Annotated in this window: 16 protein-coding genes; 15 read left to right on the forward strand and 1 reads right to left on the reverse strand. The window is 30.4% G+C overall.

Features of this window, described 5'->3' with window-relative positions; all coding sequences use genetic code 11:
• Positions 1-273: 273 nt before the first annotated feature.
• A complete protein-coding gene (locus tag FVF61_RS06430; protein ID WP_148454545.1) occupies positions 274-864 on the reverse strand; it encodes a superoxide dismutase family protein in 591 nt (196 codons plus the stop codon).
• A 135-nt stretch (positions 865-999) separates the two neighbouring features.
• Between FVF61_RS06430 and hemN the strand changes: the two genes are divergently transcribed.
• The 15 genes from hemN to FVF61_RS06505 all read left to right on the forward strand — a co-directional run bounded on the left by hemN (position 1,000) and on the right by FVF61_RS06505 (position 15,850).
• On the forward strand, positions 1,000-2,364 hold the full coding sequence (gene hemN, locus FVF61_RS06435; protein ID WP_148454547.1) for an oxygen-independent coproporphyrinogen III oxidase: 1,365 nt from the start codon (positions 1,000-1,002) through the stop codon (positions 2,362-2,364).
• A gap of 16 nt (positions 2,365-2,380) precedes the next feature.
• Entirely contained in the window at positions 2,381-3,214 is an 834-nt protein-coding gene (locus tag FVF61_RS06440; RefSeq protein WP_148454549.1) for a universal stress protein, read from the forward strand.
• A 159-nt stretch (positions 3,215-3,373) separates the two neighbouring features.
• Entirely contained in the window at positions 3,374-3,883 is a 510-nt protein-coding gene (locus FVF61_RS06445) for a c-type cytochrome (RefSeq protein WP_148454551.1), read from the forward strand.
• A gap of 8 nt (positions 3,884-3,891) precedes the next feature.
• Positions 3,892-4,476 carry a fasciclin domain-containing protein gene (locus tag FVF61_RS06450; RefSeq protein WP_148454553.1) on the forward strand — a complete coding sequence of 195 codons (585 nt, stop codon included), beginning with the start codon at positions 3,892-3,894 and terminating at the stop codon, positions 4,474-4,476.
• 29 nt (positions 4,477-4,505) lie between these two features.
• On the forward strand, positions 4,506-6,476 hold the full coding sequence (gene nosZ / locus FVF61_RS06455; RefSeq protein ID WP_148454555.1) for a Sec-dependent nitrous-oxide reductase: 1,971 nt from the start codon (positions 4,506-4,508) through the stop codon (positions 6,474-6,476).
• Positions 6,477-6,615: 139 nt separating this feature from the next.
• Entirely contained in the window at positions 6,616-7,218 is a 603-nt protein-coding gene (locus tag FVF61_RS06460; RefSeq protein WP_199757282.1) for a hypothetical protein, read from the forward strand.
• 30 nt (positions 7,219-7,248) lie between these two features.
• Entirely contained in the window at positions 7,249-7,689 is a 441-nt protein-coding gene (locus tag FVF61_RS06465; RefSeq protein WP_148454557.1) for a nitrous oxide reductase accessory protein NosL, read from the forward strand.
• 1 nt (position 7,690) lies between these two features.
• Complete coding sequence (locus FVF61_RS06470) at positions 7,691-8,926, forward strand: nitrous oxide reductase family maturation protein NosD (protein ID WP_148454559.1); 1,236 nt, start codon at positions 7,691-7,693, stop codon at positions 8,924-8,926.
• On the forward strand, positions 8,920-9,627 hold the full coding sequence (locus FVF61_RS06475; RefSeq protein ID WP_148454561.1) for an ABC transporter ATP-binding protein: 708 nt from the start codon (positions 8,920-8,922) through the stop codon (positions 9,625-9,627). Before FVF61_RS06470 ends, FVF61_RS06475 begins: the two co-directional genes overlap by 7 nt.
• A complete protein-coding gene (locus FVF61_RS06480; RefSeq protein WP_148454563.1) occupies positions 9,620-10,402 on the forward strand; it encodes an ABC transporter permease in 783 nt (260 codons plus the stop codon). Before FVF61_RS06475 ends, FVF61_RS06480 begins: the two co-directional genes overlap by 8 nt.
• A 118-nt stretch (positions 10,403-10,520) precedes the next feature.
• Positions 10,521-11,354 (forward strand): universal stress protein, encoded by an 834-nt coding sequence (locus FVF61_RS06485; RefSeq protein WP_148454565.1) that lies wholly within the window; start codon positions 10,521-10,523, stop codon positions 11,352-11,354.
• 126 nt (positions 11,355-11,480) lie between these two features.
• On the forward strand, positions 11,481-11,876 hold the full coding sequence (locus FVF61_RS06490; RefSeq protein ID WP_148454567.1) for a hypothetical protein: 396 nt from the start codon (positions 11,481-11,483) through the stop codon (positions 11,874-11,876).
• A gap of 104 nt (positions 11,877-11,980) precedes the next feature.
• Positions 11,981-12,835 (forward strand): hypothetical protein, encoded by an 855-nt coding sequence (locus FVF61_RS06495; protein WP_148454569.1) that lies wholly within the window; start codon positions 11,981-11,983, stop codon positions 12,833-12,835.
• 79 nt (positions 12,836-12,914) lie between these two features.
• Positions 12,915-14,915 carry a TonB-dependent receptor plug domain-containing protein gene (locus tag FVF61_RS06500; protein WP_233586725.1) on the forward strand — a complete coding sequence of 667 codons (2,001 nt, stop codon included), beginning with the start codon at positions 12,915-12,917 and terminating at the stop codon, positions 14,913-14,915.
• Between the two features lie 107 nt (positions 14,916-15,022).
• Positions 15,023-15,850 (forward strand): CPBP family intramembrane glutamic endopeptidase, encoded by an 828-nt coding sequence (locus FVF61_RS06505; protein ID WP_148454571.1) that lies wholly within the window; start codon positions 15,023-15,025, stop codon positions 15,848-15,850.
• Positions 15,851-16,095: the final 245 nt, after the last annotated feature.

Here is a 16,095-nt window from a genome sequence, read left to right on the forward strand (position 1 = left end):
ATTTATTTAATAACCTGTATAGTTATTTTAGGACGGGTCACAGTATGGTTAAACTAGTGTATGTCAGTAATTAAACTTATAGGTATAGCGTATATATAGCGTATGTATAGCGTATTAAAGCTATACATACTTGGGATAAGAGCTTGGTTAATTCTATGGATTCCTTAAATAAGTGGGCAATTTGCATAACCAAACATTTTGAAACTTATTTGTAGTTTATTTGATAAAAAAAAGCTGCCAATTGGCAGCTTTTTAAACATGTATCTTATTTACTTATTCTAAATTAATAATTCCACCACAACTAACGCGTCCACCAGCATCACCTGTTGGCTGCGTAGTAAAATCATCTACACCTTGATGTACAATTATGGCTTTTTCAATAATGTCTTTAGTTGCGTCTCCACAACCTATACACCATTGATCTGTGCTAAAAGTAATAGTTCCATTTCCATTTTCATCTGCTTCAAAATTGCCTATATCACCTTTATGATATCCTGTAGCATCTCCCCATTTTCCATGTTGTTGGTTCGTAGGATTCCAGTGTCCACCAGTAGATTTTCCATCTGGAGAAGAACAATCAGATTTTTCATGTAAATGTATGGCATGAGTGCCAGGAGTTAAACCATCAAAAACTGCAACCATAGTTACTTTTCCTTCAGTTTCTGTAAAAACAGCACTTCCATTAACGTTACTATCACTTTTTGGCTCTAACTTTATTTTTATTTTTTTAACTTCTTCAGTTACAGTCTCAACAACTTTTTCTTCAGTTATAACTTCAGATTTAGTGTTTTCTTTTTTGTCTTTTTTACAACTTATAGCAAAACTAAAAGTCAGCAATAGTGTAAATAATATTGATTTTTTCATTTTTAATTAGTGTTTTTTGTTTACCCAAAGTTACACAATAAATAAGTGTTTTTAAAACTTTAAACAGGCTAATATGATAAAAGTCATATTTTAAAAAAGGTCTAAAATATACTTTTGTAACTGAATTAGTGAGGTATGAAAAATTCTTTAGTAAATAAATACAATGTTGCTGGTCCACGTTACACCAGTTATCCAACAGTACCATATTGGGATATTGAAACATTTTCTTTTAAGAAATGGAAAGAAACTTTGTTTCAATCTTTTAATGAAAGTAATAGCACTGAAGGATTAAGTCTGTATTTGCATTTGCCTTTTTGTGAGAGTTTATGTACTTTTTGTGGCTGTAATAAACGCATTACAAAACGTCATGAAGTAGAATCTCCATACATAAAAGCTATTTTAAAAGAATGGGATTTATATTGTGAATTATTTAATGCAAAGCCAAAAATTAAAGAAATACATCTTGGTGGAGGAACACCAACTTTCTTTTCTACAGATAATTTAAAAAGACTTATTAATGGACTTTTAGAAAAAACAACTTTAGCTGAAGGTTATGAATTTAGTTTTGAAGGTCACCCAAACAATACAACTAAAGAGCATTTGCAGACTTTATTCGATTTAGGTTTTAGACGCGTTAGTTTTGGAGTTCAAGATTATAATATGTCTGTCCAAATAGCAATACATAGAATTCAGCCTTTCGAAAATGTAAAACGAGTTACAGAACTAGCCAGAGAAATTGGTTATACATCTGTAGGACATGATATCATTTTCGGATTACCATTTCAAACGGAAGAACATGTTGAAGAAACTATAAATAAAACGAAAGAATTAATGCCAGACCGTTTGGCATTTTATAGTTATGCTCATGTACCTTGGATTAAAGGAAATGGACAACGTGGTTTTAAAGAAGAAAATTTACCATCTGCAGAATCTAAAAGAAGACAATACGAGTTAGGTAAAGAATTATTAGCTAAAGCTGGATATGTTGAAATAGGCATGGATCATTTCGCGTTAAAATCTGACTCGCTATACAAATCCATCGAACAACATAAATTGCATAGGAATTTTATGGGCTATACAGCTTCTAAAACTCAAGCCATGATTGGTTTAGGTGTGTCTTCCATAAGCGATAGTTGGTATGGTTTTGCACAGAATGTGAAAGGCCTAGAAGAGTATTATCATTTAATTGAAGAAAACCAAATACCAATTTATAGAGGGCATATATTAAATAAAATAGACCTGATAATTAGAAAACACATATTAAATCTTATGTGTCAGTTTAAAACAACATGGAGTTCAAATCATTTATATTTTAAAGAGCTACCAGAAGTACTAATTAGTTTGAAAGAAATGGAGTTTGATGGTTTAGTAGAAATAGATTCAAACGAAATTCGAGTTACAGAAAAAGGAAAACCATTTGTTAGAAACATTTGTATGGCATTCGACTTGTTATTACAAGAAAAAATGCCAGAAACACAATTGTTTTCTATGACTATATAATACATAACCAAGCAAAATGAAAAAAATAATTGTACCTGTAGATTTCTCTGAACATTCAGAATATGCTCTTGAAGCTGCATCTATGCTGGCCAAAAAAAATAATGCCGAAATATTAGCCTTGCACATGTTAGAAATATCTAATGCTGTAATTAATAAAGCAGATAACATGAAACAGATGGAATCTCTTTTCTTTTTAAAATTGGCTGAAAAAAAATTCGAAGAATTTTTAAATAAAGATTATTTAAAAGGATTAAATGTAACACCCATAGTGAAACATTTTAAAGTATTTAGTGAAGTAAATGATGTTGCTAAAGAAAATAATGTAGACCTAATTGTTATGGGTTCACAAGGTGTTAGTGGAATTAAAGAAGTTTTAATAGGTTCTAATACTGAAAAGGTTGTAAGACATTCAGAAATCCCTGTATTAATTATAAAACATAATCCCATATTAATGGATTTTGAAAATGTAGTATTTGCTTGCGATTTTTCAGAAGATGCTATTCAGCAATATTTAAATGCTAAAGAGATGGTTATTAAACTAGGCTCTAAAATGCATTTGGTTTACGTTAATTTACCTGGATCTAGATTTAAAAGTTCTTCAGAAACTGAAAAATTAGTAGCATCATTTTTAAGAAAAGCAGAAGGAAGTTTAGAAAAAATGAAAGAAGTAAATTATGTAAACGATTATACAATTGAACAAGGCATTTTAAACTTTTCGAATCTTATAGGGGCAGATTTAATTGCTGTTGCGACACATGGAAGAAAAGGAATTTCTCATTTTTTCGAAGGAAGTATTTCAGAAGATATAGCAAATCATTCAACATTGCCAGTAATGACATTTAAAATATAAATAATAGTACTTTTTCAAAGTTTAGTTTAAATGAGTTGGACATTTGTTCAACTCTTTTTTTTTATTAAATAAAAAAGATGAAATTATCCTAAATATGATTTATGTCATATTTTATTGTACATATAGGCTTTAAATTTGCACTATTAATTTAAATATATCATGAAAGTAACACTAAAAATTATTACCGTTTTATTTGTTTCACTACTTATAAGTTGTGGTGGAAAGGAAGAAAAGAAAGAGGAAACTTTTTCTTATCAAAAAAAGGAGTCTACTGAGAAAAAGGAAACTCCAAAAGCAGAAGCTACAACTGCACCAGCTTCGGCAAGAATAGATTTAACCAATAAAGGTGTTGGCCCAATTACATCTTTAGTATTGCCAGCAGAAATAGATCAAACAATGGCTGCTCAAGGTGCAGACATTTTTAAGAAAATGTGTACTGCATGTCATAGAGATGGGAAAAAATTTATTGGACCTGCACCAAATGGAGTTCTTGAACGTAGAACACCAGAATGGGTTATGAACATGATTTTAAACCCAGAAGAAATGGTTCAAAAAGATCCTCTAGCTAAAGATTTATTAATTGAGTTTAATGGGTCTCCAATGGCAAACCAAAACTTGACAGAAGAAGAAGCTAGAGCTGTAGTAGAGTATTTTAGAACACTTAATTAATAGATAATATGAAAACAACAACTAACCTTAAATTTTTATTCGCAACTCTTTTAGTTGTTCTATTTATAAGCTGTAAAAATGAGGCTAATAATTCTGAACAAGTAGAAGAAGTAACAGAATCTGTTTCAAATGAAACAACAGAAAGACAAGGACAAGCTTTTATTGAAGACGATGAAGCTGTGCCTAATGTATTACAAATTGCCATTGGTTCTCCAGACCATACAACTCTAGTAGCTGCAGTACAAGCTGCTCAATTAGAAAATGCATTAGTAAATGCTGGTCCACTAATGGTATTTGCACCTACAAACGAAGCTTTTGCAGCATTACCAGAGGGTACTGTTGAAGATTTGTTAAAACCAGAAAACAAAGGTGCTTTAGCAAATATTTTAAAGTATCATGTAACTCCAGGAAATTATTCGAAAGATTTTTTAAAGAAATTTAAAAAATTAGGTCAAGCAAATAATCAAGATGTACTTGTTGAAGTAGTAGGCGACGATGTGTTTGTTGGAGGTGCAAAAATAATTGCTAGTGTACCTGCTGGAAATGGAATCGTACATGTAGTTGATAAAGTATTATTACCACCAACTGAATAATAAAAACACTAATTATAATATTTATAGAAATGAAAAAAATAATAAAATCAAGCCTAGCAGTATTAAGTGTATTGGTAGCATTTACTAGTTGCAACAATTCAGAAAAAACAGCTAGTAAATCAGGAGCATTATCAAACAATATTGCAGAGAAAGTTTATGTAGCTCCAGGAGAGCACGATTCGCATTATGCATTTATTTCAGGAGGATATAGTGGAAACTTAACAGTTTATGGTTTACCTTCAGGAAGAATGTTTAAGGAAATTCCAGTATTCTCACAATTTCCAACATCTGGTTATGGTTATTCTGAAGAAACAAAACCTATGTTAAATACATCGCACGGATTTATTCCTTGGGGAGATTCTCATCACCCAGATATTTCACAAACAAATGGAGAAATTGATGGTCGTTTTATTTTTATAAACGAAAACAATACACCAAGAATAGCTAAAATTGACCTAAAAACATTTGAAACAACTGAAATTATAGAAGTTCCAAATAGTGCAGGTAACCACAGTTCATCTTTCGTAACAGAAAATACAGAGTACGTTGTTGCAGGTACACGTTTTTCGGTTCCAGTACCACAACGTGATATGCCAATTAAAGATTACAAAGGTAATTTTCAAGGTGCGTTATCATTTATTAGCGTAGCACCAGAAACTGGTAATATGGATATTAAATTCCAAATATTAATGCCTGGTTTTAACTACGATTTATCACATCCTGGACGTGGAAAATCTCATGGTTGGTTCTTCTTTACAACTTATAATACGGAAGAAGCAAGTACTTTGTTAGAAGTAAATGCATCTCAAAACGATAAAGATTTTATTGCAGCTGTAAACTGGAAAAAAATTGAAGAATACGTAAATAATGGTGGTGGTACTATGATGCCAGCAGAATATGCACATAATGTATATGATGAGCACACTCATACTGCAACCTCTACTATGAAAAAAGAAGTTCGTGTAGTTAATCCAATAGATGTTCCTGGAGCTGTTTTTTTCTTGCCAACACCAAAATCGCCTCATGGTTGTGATGTTGATCCATCTGGTGAATATATTGTTGGTAACGGGAAACTTTCTGCTAATTTAACAGTACATTCATTTACAAAAATGTTGGATGCTATTGAAAATAAAAAATTTGATGGAGATGCTTATGGTATTCCAATCTTAAAATTTGAAGATGTTTTAGCAGGTTCTGTAGAGCAACCAGGTTTAGGTCCTTTACATACAGAGTTTGATGGTCAAGGAAATGCTTATACTACATTCTTTATCTCTTCTGAAGTTGTAAAATGGAAATTAGGAACTTGGGAAGTTTTAGATAGAAAGCCTACTTATTACTCTGTTGGTCACTTAACTATTCCTGGAGGAAACTCTGGTAAGCCACAAGGTAAATATATGTTTGCTATGAACAAGATAACTAAAGATAGATACTTGCCAACTGGTCCTGAAATGGAGCACTCTGCTCAATTATATGATATTTCAGGAGACAAAATGGAGCTGCTTTTAGATTTTCCAACACATGGAGAGCCACATTATGCAGCTGCAATGGAAGCTAATCTTATTAAGGAACGTTCTCAAAAAATCTATAATTTAGAAGAAAATAAACACCCTTATGCTGCATTTACAGATGCAGATACTAAAGTGGTAAGAAAAGGGAACGAAGTTCATATTTATATGACAACCATTAGAAGTCATTTCTCACCAGATAATATTGAAGGTGTTAAAGTTGGTGATAAAGTATTTTTCCATGTAACTAATTTAGAGCAAGATTTTGATGTACCACATGGATTTGCAGTACTTGGACAAAATACTTCAGAGTTATTAATTATGCCTGGTCAAACTAAAACCTCAATATGGGAACCAACAAAAGTAGGTGTATGGCCTTTCTATTGTACAGATTTCTGTTCAGCATTACACCAAGAAATGCAAGGTTACATTAGAGTGTCACCAGCAAATGCTAATACACCATTGAAATGGTCAATGGGAGAAGATATAGAATAAATCACCTATATAAAATTAGGGAAATTTTGTTTTAGTGTTTATTTTCCTATGATAAGGCGAGAGTTGATTTGTCGCTCTCGCCTTTCTTTTTAACGCTAAAAAAGTAACAATTCTTCAACAATTTCAAATTACTTGCAAGATGAAAAAGTCAAACATTATCATGCTTTTAGCAGCCATTTTACCTTTAGGTTTATTTTTATTTCCATTGTGGAAAATTTCGCTTGAAGCACCACAATATCCAACTCCACTTGGAATGTATATTCATATAAACGATTTTTCTGATGCGAATCCACACGATATTAAAAATATCAATTTAATGAACCATTACGTTGGTATGAAATATATTCCTGAGGCTATTCCAGAATTTAAAATATTTCCAGCAGGAATTCTTATTACAACTGTAATAGGACTTATAATTGGATTTAAAGGAAATTACAAATGGTTTTTATATTGGTTTATATTAATGATTTTATTAAGTGCAGCAGGTATGTATGATTTCTATCTTTGGGAGCATGATTATGGTCATAATCTAGATCCTAAAGCCATTTTAAAATTCACAAATGCAGATGGAACACAAATGGGTTTTCAACCACCTATGTTTGGTTCAAAAGATATTCTTAACTTTAGAGCACATTCTTACCCACGATTAGGAGCTTTATTTTTAGCTTTGGGTATTGGAGCATCATTTATTGCATATCTTGTTGGCAAAAAAAATAACAAGAAAGCAATAGCCTCTTTATAGGTAAGAATCTATTTTTAAAACACTAAAATTATGCAAAGATTAAAACAAATATCCTTTGTAGCATTACTATTGGTATTAACTAGTTGTAGTGTTGGACCACAAGCTATCGATTATGGAAGTGATGGTTGTCATTTCTGTAAAATGACTATTGTTGATAAGGTTCATGCTGCTGAAATAGTAACTAATAAAGGGAAGGTTTATAAGTTTGATGCATCAGAATGTATGATAAATTTTATGAAAGAATTTGATGCTTCTGAAGTAAAACTTTATCTAACAAACGTATACACAGAACCAGAAATACTTATTGATGCAACTCAAGCAACATTTTTAATTAGCAAAAATGTACCAAGTCCTATGGGAGCTTTTTTAACAGCATTTAAAAACCAAGAAGAAGCCAAGCAAATTCAAACTGAAAAAGAAGGCACTCTTTACTCATGGAATGAATTATTGATTCATTTTAAAGAAGAATAGCATGAAAATTAAATTTATTTCTTTTATAGCTATTTTTTTGGCCAGTTTTCTGCATGCTCAAACTATTGAAGTCTGTGAAGATTGTCCTGTTTCAAAATTGAATGATGCTATTAAAGTGGCTAATAGCTTCGATACAATTCTAGTTAAAAAAGGTACTTATAAAGAACATGACATAATAGTAGATAAACCATTAACAATTATTGGTAAAAATTATCCAGTTATTGATGGCGAATTAAAAGGAGAAATAATTACAATCGTTTCAGATAGTGTGACAGTTGATGGTTTATTTATAATAAATGTTGGAACTAGTTACACAGAAGATTATGCAGCTATTCGTGTTAAAAGAGGCAAACATTTTGTAATTCAAAACCTAGTTTTAGAAAAATTGTTTTTTGGAATCTACTTAGAAAAAGCACATCATGGAAAAGTGTTTCACAATAAAATAATTGGAGATGCGGTTGAAGAATATAATTCTGGAAATGGTATTCAATTATGGTATAGTAAAGACATAGAAATTGAGCACAATTTTGTTGAACATGTTAGAGACGGAATTTATTTAGAATTTTCAGACAATTGTTTAATTAAAAACAACGTGAGCGCTAATAATTTACGTTATGGACTTCATTTTATGTTCTCTAACGATGATCTTTATCAAGACAATAACTTCGAAAATAATGGAGCAGGAGTCGCTGTTATGTTTTCAAAACGAATAAAGATGTATAACAACATCTTTAAAGAAAATTGGGGAACAGCCTCCTATGGTTTACTACTAAAAGAAATAAACGATGCCGAAATTAAAGGCAACACTTTTGAAGAAAACACCATTGGAATAAACATAGAAGGCTCTAATAGAATTACCTATTTAAATAATAATTTTATAAATAACGGTTGGGCAATAAAGGTTCGTGGAGCTTGTTATACCAACCATTTTCTAAGTAATAACTTTTTGTATAATTCATTCGATATTTCTTATAATAGCAATATTAACGATAATCTATTCGATAAAAATTACTGGAGTAACTATACAGGTTACGATTTAAATAAAAACGGTATAGGAGATGTACCTTACAGACCAGTAAAACTCTTTTCTTATATTGTTAACAGAACTCCAGAAACCATTATTTTACTGCGTAGTTTATTTATAGATATTATAGATTTTTCTGAAAAAGTATCTCCAGTTTTTACACCAGATAATTTATTAGATAATAACCCTAAAATAAAAAAAATAGAATGGTAAGCATTCAAAATTTACATAAAAAATTTGGAAAAAATCAAGTTTTAAGTGGTCTTAATCTTGAAATTAAAGAAGGAGGAATTTTCGCAGTTCTTGGTCCAAATGGATCTGGAAAAACAACTCTAATTAAATGTTTGTTGGGCATGGTTATACCTAATAAAGGTAAAATTTCAGTGTTAGGAGTTAACGTAAAAAACGGCTCAGATTACAGAAATAAAATTGATTATTTGCCACAAATAGCCAATTTTCCAAGCAATTTAAAAGTAAAGGAATTAATTAAAATGATTAAAGACTTACGTGGAAACACAACTTTAGATCAAGACTTAATTAATCTTTTTAAATTAGAACCTTTTCTAGACAAAAAACTAGGTAACCTATCTGGTGGAACAAAACAAAAAGTAAATCTTGTACTTACTTTTATGTTTGATAGTCCTTTAATTATTCTAGACGAACCTACTTCTGGATTAGACCCAATTTCTTTAATACGTTTAAAAAATTTAATTCAGAATGAAAAAGCTAAAGGCAAAACAATCTTAATAACCTCGCATATTATGAGTTTTGTAGAGGAGGTTTCAGATGAAATAGTATTTCTATTAGAAGGTGAAATTTACTTTAAAGGAAGCATTAGCGAACTAAAAACAAAGACCAATCAACCAGATTTCGAACATGCCATCGCATCTATATTAACAGACAATCATGCTTAAAATATTAAAATATAGTTTTTACGATTTAATGCGAAGCCGTTGGAGTTACGTGTATTTTGCATTCTATTTATTACTTGGTGTAGTGTTGTTATTTTTAAACAACGACCTTTCTAAAGCGGTTATAACACTCATGAATGTTATAATAGTCTTAGTACCATTAATAGGAACCATTTTTGGTGTTATGTATTATTACAATTCTAAAGAATTTACAGAGCTATTATTAGCACAGCCTTTAAAAAGATCTTCTATTTTTCTAGGTCAATATTTAGGAGTTGCTATCTCTCTGTCTATGAGCTTAATTTTGGGCTTAGGAATTCCTTTTATATTTTATGGCTTGTTTAAATCATCAGCTATTTGGGATTTTTCTCTTTTATTAATTACTGGTACGTTCTTAACTTTCATTTTTACAGCATTAGCTTTTAATATTGCATTATCTAACGAAAATAAAATTAAAGGTTTTGGTTATGCTATATTGTTATGGTTGTTTTTAGCCATTATTTATGATGGAGTCTTTTTAATGTCTTTAATTATGTTTGAAGATTATCCTTTAGACAAATTATCCCTAATTGGCACTATGTTAAATCCTATCGATTTATCTAGAACGCTTATTTTATTAAAGCTTGATATATCTGCATTATTAGGTTATACTGGGGCTATCTTTAAACAATTCTTTGGTACTAATTTTGGGTTAATTGTTTCTATTAGTATGTTATCTGTTTGGGTAGTAATGCCAGTATTAAGAATTATTTTTAAAGCTAAAAAGAAAGATTTTTAAGTGTATTTTTTTTGCTTGAAGTTTCAAATTTTGAAATTGGCCTTTGTTTTCTGCTTATAAAAGCGTAAATTATTATACTTTTATAAAAAGAAAGTAAACACGATAATCAAAATTTAAAATGAAAAAAATAATTGTTCCAATAGATTTTTCAGAGCATTCTGAGTATGCCTTAGAAGCTGCTGTTAAATTGGCAAAAAATGGAGACACTGAAATTTTAGCTCTTCACATGCTTGAAATGTCTGATGCTGTACTAAATTCTACAGATTCAGAGCAAAATCAAAAAGCCATCTTCTTTTTAAGACTTGCAGAAAAAAGATTCAATGAGTTTCTAGACAAACCCTATCTAAAAGAAGTAAATGTTACTCCAATTGTTAAACATTTTAAAGTGTTTAGCGAAGTAAATGATGTTGCCGAAGAACACGATGCAGATTTAATTATTATGGGTTCTCATGGATCTAGTGGACTTTCTGAAATATTTGTAGGTTCAAATACAGAAAAAGTAGTTAGACATGCTGAGGTTCCTGTACTAGTATTAAAACATAAATTCAATAAAAGTACGTTTAATGATGTTGTTTTTGCTAGCGATTTTTCTTCAGAATCTGTTCAAGTTTATTTAAAGGCATCTAAATTATTTAAAGCTTTAAATGCTAAACTGCATTTACTTTATGTTAATCTACCTTCAGATAGATTTAGAAGTACGAATGAAATAGACGAATTAGTAAACACATTTTTAATGAAAGCTGATGGAAATTTAGATAATCTTAAAAACGTTAATTTCGTTTCAGATTATACCGTTGAAAAAGGTGTCTTAAATTTTGCTAATAAAATAGGAGCAGACTTAATTGCTGTATCTACTCATGGTAGAACTGGAATTGCTCATTTCTTTGAAGGAAGTATTTCCGAAGATATTGCAAACCATGCCATTTTACCCGTTATGACATTTAAAATGTAGCATCCTATTTGTTATAATTTAAAGAGCTGAATGAGTCATTCAGCTCTTTTTTATACATGCATTATATATTTTATATAATCTGACTTTAATCATGTTTTGTAAGTTTAATCTTTTTTAAATTTGCGTATGATTTCAGCAATAGCTCATAAAATAACAGCATTTATACTTGTATTTATATTATTTGCACATAATATAAATACATTTGTTATTATAGGAGATTTTCTTGTAAATCAAGATTTTATTACCAAAACCTTATGTATTCAAAAAGACAATCAGCAAGGTTGTAATGGTAAATGTCATTTAAGCAAACAACTTTCAGATAGTAACCCAGAATCTAATAGTCAGACTCCTCTTCAGGAAAGTAAAAGAATCGCTTTAGATGTTTTTTGTGTTTCAAATATCAATGTATTCGAAACTCAATACATTAAATTTAAATTACCTCAAGTTTTAATAACTCATAAGTCGCCTAAAATTGCAAAAGCATATTTAGATATCGACACGCCTCCACCTATTTTTAGTTAATCTTTCTAGTTCATAAACTCATAGAGTTTAAGCAATTTCTGGCTTAATTATTTAAGCTAGACTAAGATGCTACATGAAATTTTTAAACTAAAAAAATACTAAAAATGAAACTAAAATATATATTACCTATCCTTTTTATTGCAATACTTTCAACTGCTTGCTCATCAGACGATGATAATAATGATAATCCTCCAGTAATTAATGAAGTTGAAGGACTTACTAAAATTCAAGACATTACAAATAACACACATACTATAGAGTTATATAGTGAATCTGGATATTTTTACACAGGATATAATGAGATAAGTATTAGAATAAAAGACAATACAAATAATACTTTTTTTGAAGATTTTTCAATAGGATGGATGCCTATTATGCAAATGCCAACTATGCAACATTCTTGCCCTTATTCTACTATAACAAAAACACCAGGAAAAGATACTGTTTACCAAGGAAATATTATTTATCAAATGACTAATACAGATGGTTCTGGTTGGACTTTAACATTCAATTATACTATAGATAACGTTGATTATTCTATTACAGATACCATTACAGTTATCCAATACGAAAATCAAAATGTAACTAGTTTTATGGGAAGCGATAATTCACGTTATATTATGGCATTATTAGAACCCAAAGACCCAAAAATTGCTATCAACACTATGAAAGTTGGACTATATAGAATGGAAAACATGATGTCTTTTTCAGTGGTAGAAGATTATACCATAACTCTAGATCCTAGAATGCCAGGAATGGGAAACCATAGCTCGCCTAATAACACAGATTTAACCTACAGATCTGTTGAAGGAATTTACCAAGGAAATTTGTCTTTAACCATGACAGGTTACTGGGTTCTTAACTTAAAACTTATGGATACAATGGACACCGTTTTAAAAGGCGAAACAGTTACCGATGAAAATCCACAAAGTAGTCTTTATTTAGAGTTAGAATTCTAAAATAAAAAGTTATTCATAAAACAAATAGACACATTAATTCAAGTTAATGTGTCTATTAAAATCACTAAAATTATTTATCATGATAAAGGCCACTTTATGCTGTGTTTGCTTCCTTTTTGGACTTACTTTGTATGCTCAAGAAGACACTTATACAATTGAAAAAGATACCACTAAATTAGAAGAAGTTATTTTAATTGGTCAGCGTAAACTAAGTAATTATCGTCAAGAAAAAACCCTATCAAGTATCGACGATTATTTAGAAAAATCCAACAGAATTACCATGATTAAACGTGGAAATTATGCTTGGGAACCTACCATGAATAACATGGCAAGTCAAAGATTAGTTGTTACTATAGATGGTATGCAAATTTTTGGAGCTTGTACTGATAAAATGGATCCCATAACTTCTTATGTTGATGTTTCTAATTTAGAAAAGGTAAGTGTCGATTCTGGTCAAGAAGGAACAGAAAATGGCCATTGTGTTGGTGGAGGAATCGATTTAAAAATGCCTCAATCTAAGTTTAATGGTACAGGTTTAAAATCCAGTTTCGATTTAGGTTACGAAACCAATGGAAACTATAAATCTGTTGGTTTAGATTTAGAATATACAGGAAACAAATTCTATGTAAATGCCGATGGTATTTTTAGAAAATCAAACAATTATCATGCTGGAGGAAACAAGGAAATATTGTATTCTCAATTTCAAAAGTATAATATCTCAGTTCAAGGAGGTTATAAACTATCTGAAAATAACGTCATAGATGCCAGTGTTATTTACGATAAAGCAACAGATGTTGGTTATCCAGCCTTACCAATGGATGTCTCTTTAGCCAAAGCGCTTATAACTTCAGCAACACACACCTTTAAAAACAATTCTACAACCATAAAATCTTTAGAAACAAAATTCTATTATAATACCATTACACATATCATGGACGATTCTAAACGTCCAGATGTACCAATTAGAATGGATATGCCAGGATGGAGTGATACTTATGGGTTTTATTCTAAAGCAACTTTAATAGAAGGGAAACACAACCTACTATTCAATGTCAACGGATTTTATAACCGTTCCCTTGCCGAAATGACCATGTATCCTAACAACTCTAATCAACCAGCTATGTTTATGTACACATGGCCAGATATTAGAACGCTTTATACAGGAATCTATGCTAAAGATGCCTTTGCTTTAATTAAAGATAAAACTGTTTCTGTTTCAGCTCGTTTCGGGTATCATCAAAATACCATTGCCGAAGAAGTAGGACTAGAAAGTTTACAAATTTTTTATCCAAATTTAAGCGATTCTAAAAGTCGTTTTTTGATGAGTTTCTCTACAAACTATCAAATTAAAAAAGAAAAACACGATGCTGCTTTTAGTGTTGGTTATGGAGAAAGAGCACCATCGGTTAGCGAAGGCTATGGGTTTTTCTTATACAATAGTTTCGATAACTTCGATTATATAGGGAACCCTACATTAAAAAACGAAAAAGCTTTAGAAGCTAATGTAGCAACTAATTATTATTTAAATAAATTTAAAATAGGTTTAGAAGCATCTTACTTCTACATCATAGATTACATTATTGGAGAAATAAATCCAGATTTAAGCGCAATGACTATTGAAGCTAATGGTGTGAAGATTTATAACAGCTTATCGAATGCAAGAATCTTTGATATCTATTTAAATTCCGAATATAACATATCGAAAGCCTTTTCAGTAAACGGAACCATTGGTTATAACTGTGGAAAAGGAAGTAATAATGAAAACTTGCCTCTTATAAAGCCATTTTCTTATCTAGCTGAAGTAAATTATACCAGAGAATTTTTTAATGCAGCCATACAACTTAATGGTAACGGAAACCAAACCAATTACAGTAGCTTTTATGGTGAAAATGAAACGGCTTCCTTTGCCATTCTAAATTTAAATTTAGGAAACATGTTTTATTTAAAAGATAGCAAACTGGTTTTAAAATATGGTATAGAAAATATCTTAGACACCAACTATTCAACTTATGCAGACTGGAATAACATTCCACAACAAGGCCGTAACTTTTATATCAATGCCTCTTTTGTAATTAATTAAGGCAGTTTAATTTATAGGAATATAACTTATTGATATCCTGAAATATTTAAGGATTATCTTTACTTTTATGATTCATATAAACAAGTTGGCACTTATTTAAGAAAAATATGAATAATAAAAAAACTTACATATTTTTATTAATGACCATTATTTGGTCTTGGACTTTTTGGGTTTTAGGTCTAAATTATCTTACCAATGGAATCAATCAAGAATCAATCGGAAAGTTTTTAATATTCTTTTTTACGGGTATATATGGACCTACAATCAGCGGAATTGTAACGACACTACTTTTTGATGGACTTAAAGGTGTATTAAATTTACTTAAGAAAGTGTTTATTTGGAATATTCCCTTTAAAAACTATTTATACATAATACTATTACCTATAATTTTTGTCATTATTGGAATTGGATTTTATAACATATTTATTGGAGATATTGGGAGTTTTAACATAGCAGCTTTTCTTTCAATTCCCACTGTATTATGGGCTGGTTTTTATGCTGGACCTTTAGGCGAGGAACTAGGGTGGAGAGGTTTTTTATTACCTGAATTACAAAAAAAACATTCTAACTTAAAAAGCGCAATCATAATTGGAGTTATATGGTTTATTTGGCATATTCCACTATGGTGGGCGCCATTTGGCACTTTAGTTAGTGGAGAATCAATTTCTTTTTTAACCCTAACAGCTTATTTTCTAATGCTAATCTGTTTATCAATAATAATCACTTGGTTGGTAATTAACTCTAATGGAAGCATTCTAGTTGCAATCTTATTTCACTTATCAATTAATGCAGGAATAGCTTTGCTGTTTTTCCCTGAATTGAGTGTGGATTTTAAAAAAGTACATTTATTGTCCAGTATTGGAATGCTTATATTTACAGGAATATTGATTGCTAAAAATCAATTAAAAACAAGTGTCAACAATGGCTATAAGTAATTGCTCGTTCTCGCTTACTTCTGAAAATCTTTACGTATTTTCAGTTTGGTGTGTACTTGTAAAGTTAAGTTGCAAACCACGCAACTACTCATAGCCTCAACCGTTACCTATAAGCTTGACCCGTCCTGAATAAAGGCTACATAATTTTAAAAACAACCTACTGTAATTAGAATTATAGCGACTTGACTTTATATTCTTGCGACATCATTTAGAATTCTCGCAACTTCATTTAGAATTCTCGCAAC

The sequence above is a fragment of the Xanthomarina maritima genome (assembly GCF_008084905.1).
In the GTDB taxonomy this organism is placed as follows: Bacteria; Bacteroidota; Bacteroidia; order Flavobacteriales; family Flavobacteriaceae; genus Xanthomarina; species Xanthomarina maritima.

Excerpts from the sequence above, each read along its gene's own strand:
- FVF61_RS06505 (WP_148454571.1), top strand. The coding sequence starts at position 15,023 with ATGAATAATAAAAAAACTTACATATTTTTATTAATGACCATTATTTGG.
- FVF61_RS06450 (WP_148454553.1), top strand. The coding sequence starts at position 3,892 with ATGAAAACAACAACTAACCTTAAATTTTTATTCGCAACTCTTTTAGTT.
- FVF61_RS06480 (WP_148454563.1), top strand. The coding sequence starts at position 9,620 with ATGCTTAAAATATTAAAATATAGTTTTTACGATTTAATGCGAAGCCGT.
- FVF61_RS06430 (WP_148454545.1), bottom strand. The coding sequence starts at position 864 with ATGAAAAAATCAATATTATTTACACTATTGCTGACTTTTAGTTTTGCT.
- FVF61_RS06495 (WP_148454569.1), top strand. The coding sequence starts at position 11,981 with ATGAAACTAAAATATATATTACCTATCCTTTTTATTGCAATACTTTCA.
- nosZ (WP_148454555.1), top strand. The coding sequence starts at position 4,506 with ATGAAAAAAATAATAAAATCAAGCCTAGCAGTATTAAGTGTATTGGTA.
- FVF61_RS06500 (WP_233586725.1), top strand. The coding sequence starts at position 12,915 with ATGATAAAGGCCACTTTATGCTGTGTTTGCTTCCTTTTTGGACTTACT.
- FVF61_RS06475 (WP_148454561.1), top strand. The coding sequence starts at position 8,920 with ATGGTAAGCATTCAAAATTTACATAAAAAATTTGGAAAAAATCAAGTT.
- FVF61_RS06445 (WP_148454551.1), top strand. The coding sequence starts at position 3,374 with ATGAAAGTAACACTAAAAATTATTACCGTTTTATTTGTTTCACTACTT.
- FVF61_RS06470 (WP_148454559.1), top strand. The coding sequence starts at position 7,691 with ATGAAAATTAAATTTATTTCTTTTATAGCTATTTTTTTGGCCAGTTTT.
- FVF61_RS06490 (WP_148454567.1), top strand. The coding sequence starts at position 11,481 with ATGATTTCAGCAATAGCTCATAAAATAACAGCATTTATACTTGTATTT.
- FVF61_RS06485 (WP_148454565.1), top strand. The coding sequence starts at position 10,521 with ATGAAAAAAATAATTGTTCCAATAGATTTTTCAGAGCATTCTGAGTAT.
- hemN (WP_148454547.1), top strand. The coding sequence starts at position 1,000 with ATGAAAAATTCTTTAGTAAATAAATACAATGTTGCTGGTCCACGTTAC.
- FVF61_RS06460 (WP_199757282.1), top strand. The coding sequence starts at position 6,616 with ATGAAAAAGTCAAACATTATCATGCTTTTAGCAGCCATTTTACCTTTA.
- FVF61_RS06440 (WP_148454549.1), top strand. The coding sequence starts at position 2,381 with ATGAAAAAAATAATTGTACCTGTAGATTTCTCTGAACATTCAGAATAT.
- FVF61_RS06465 (WP_148454557.1), top strand. The coding sequence starts at position 7,249 with ATGCAAAGATTAAAACAAATATCCTTTGTAGCATTACTATTGGTATTA.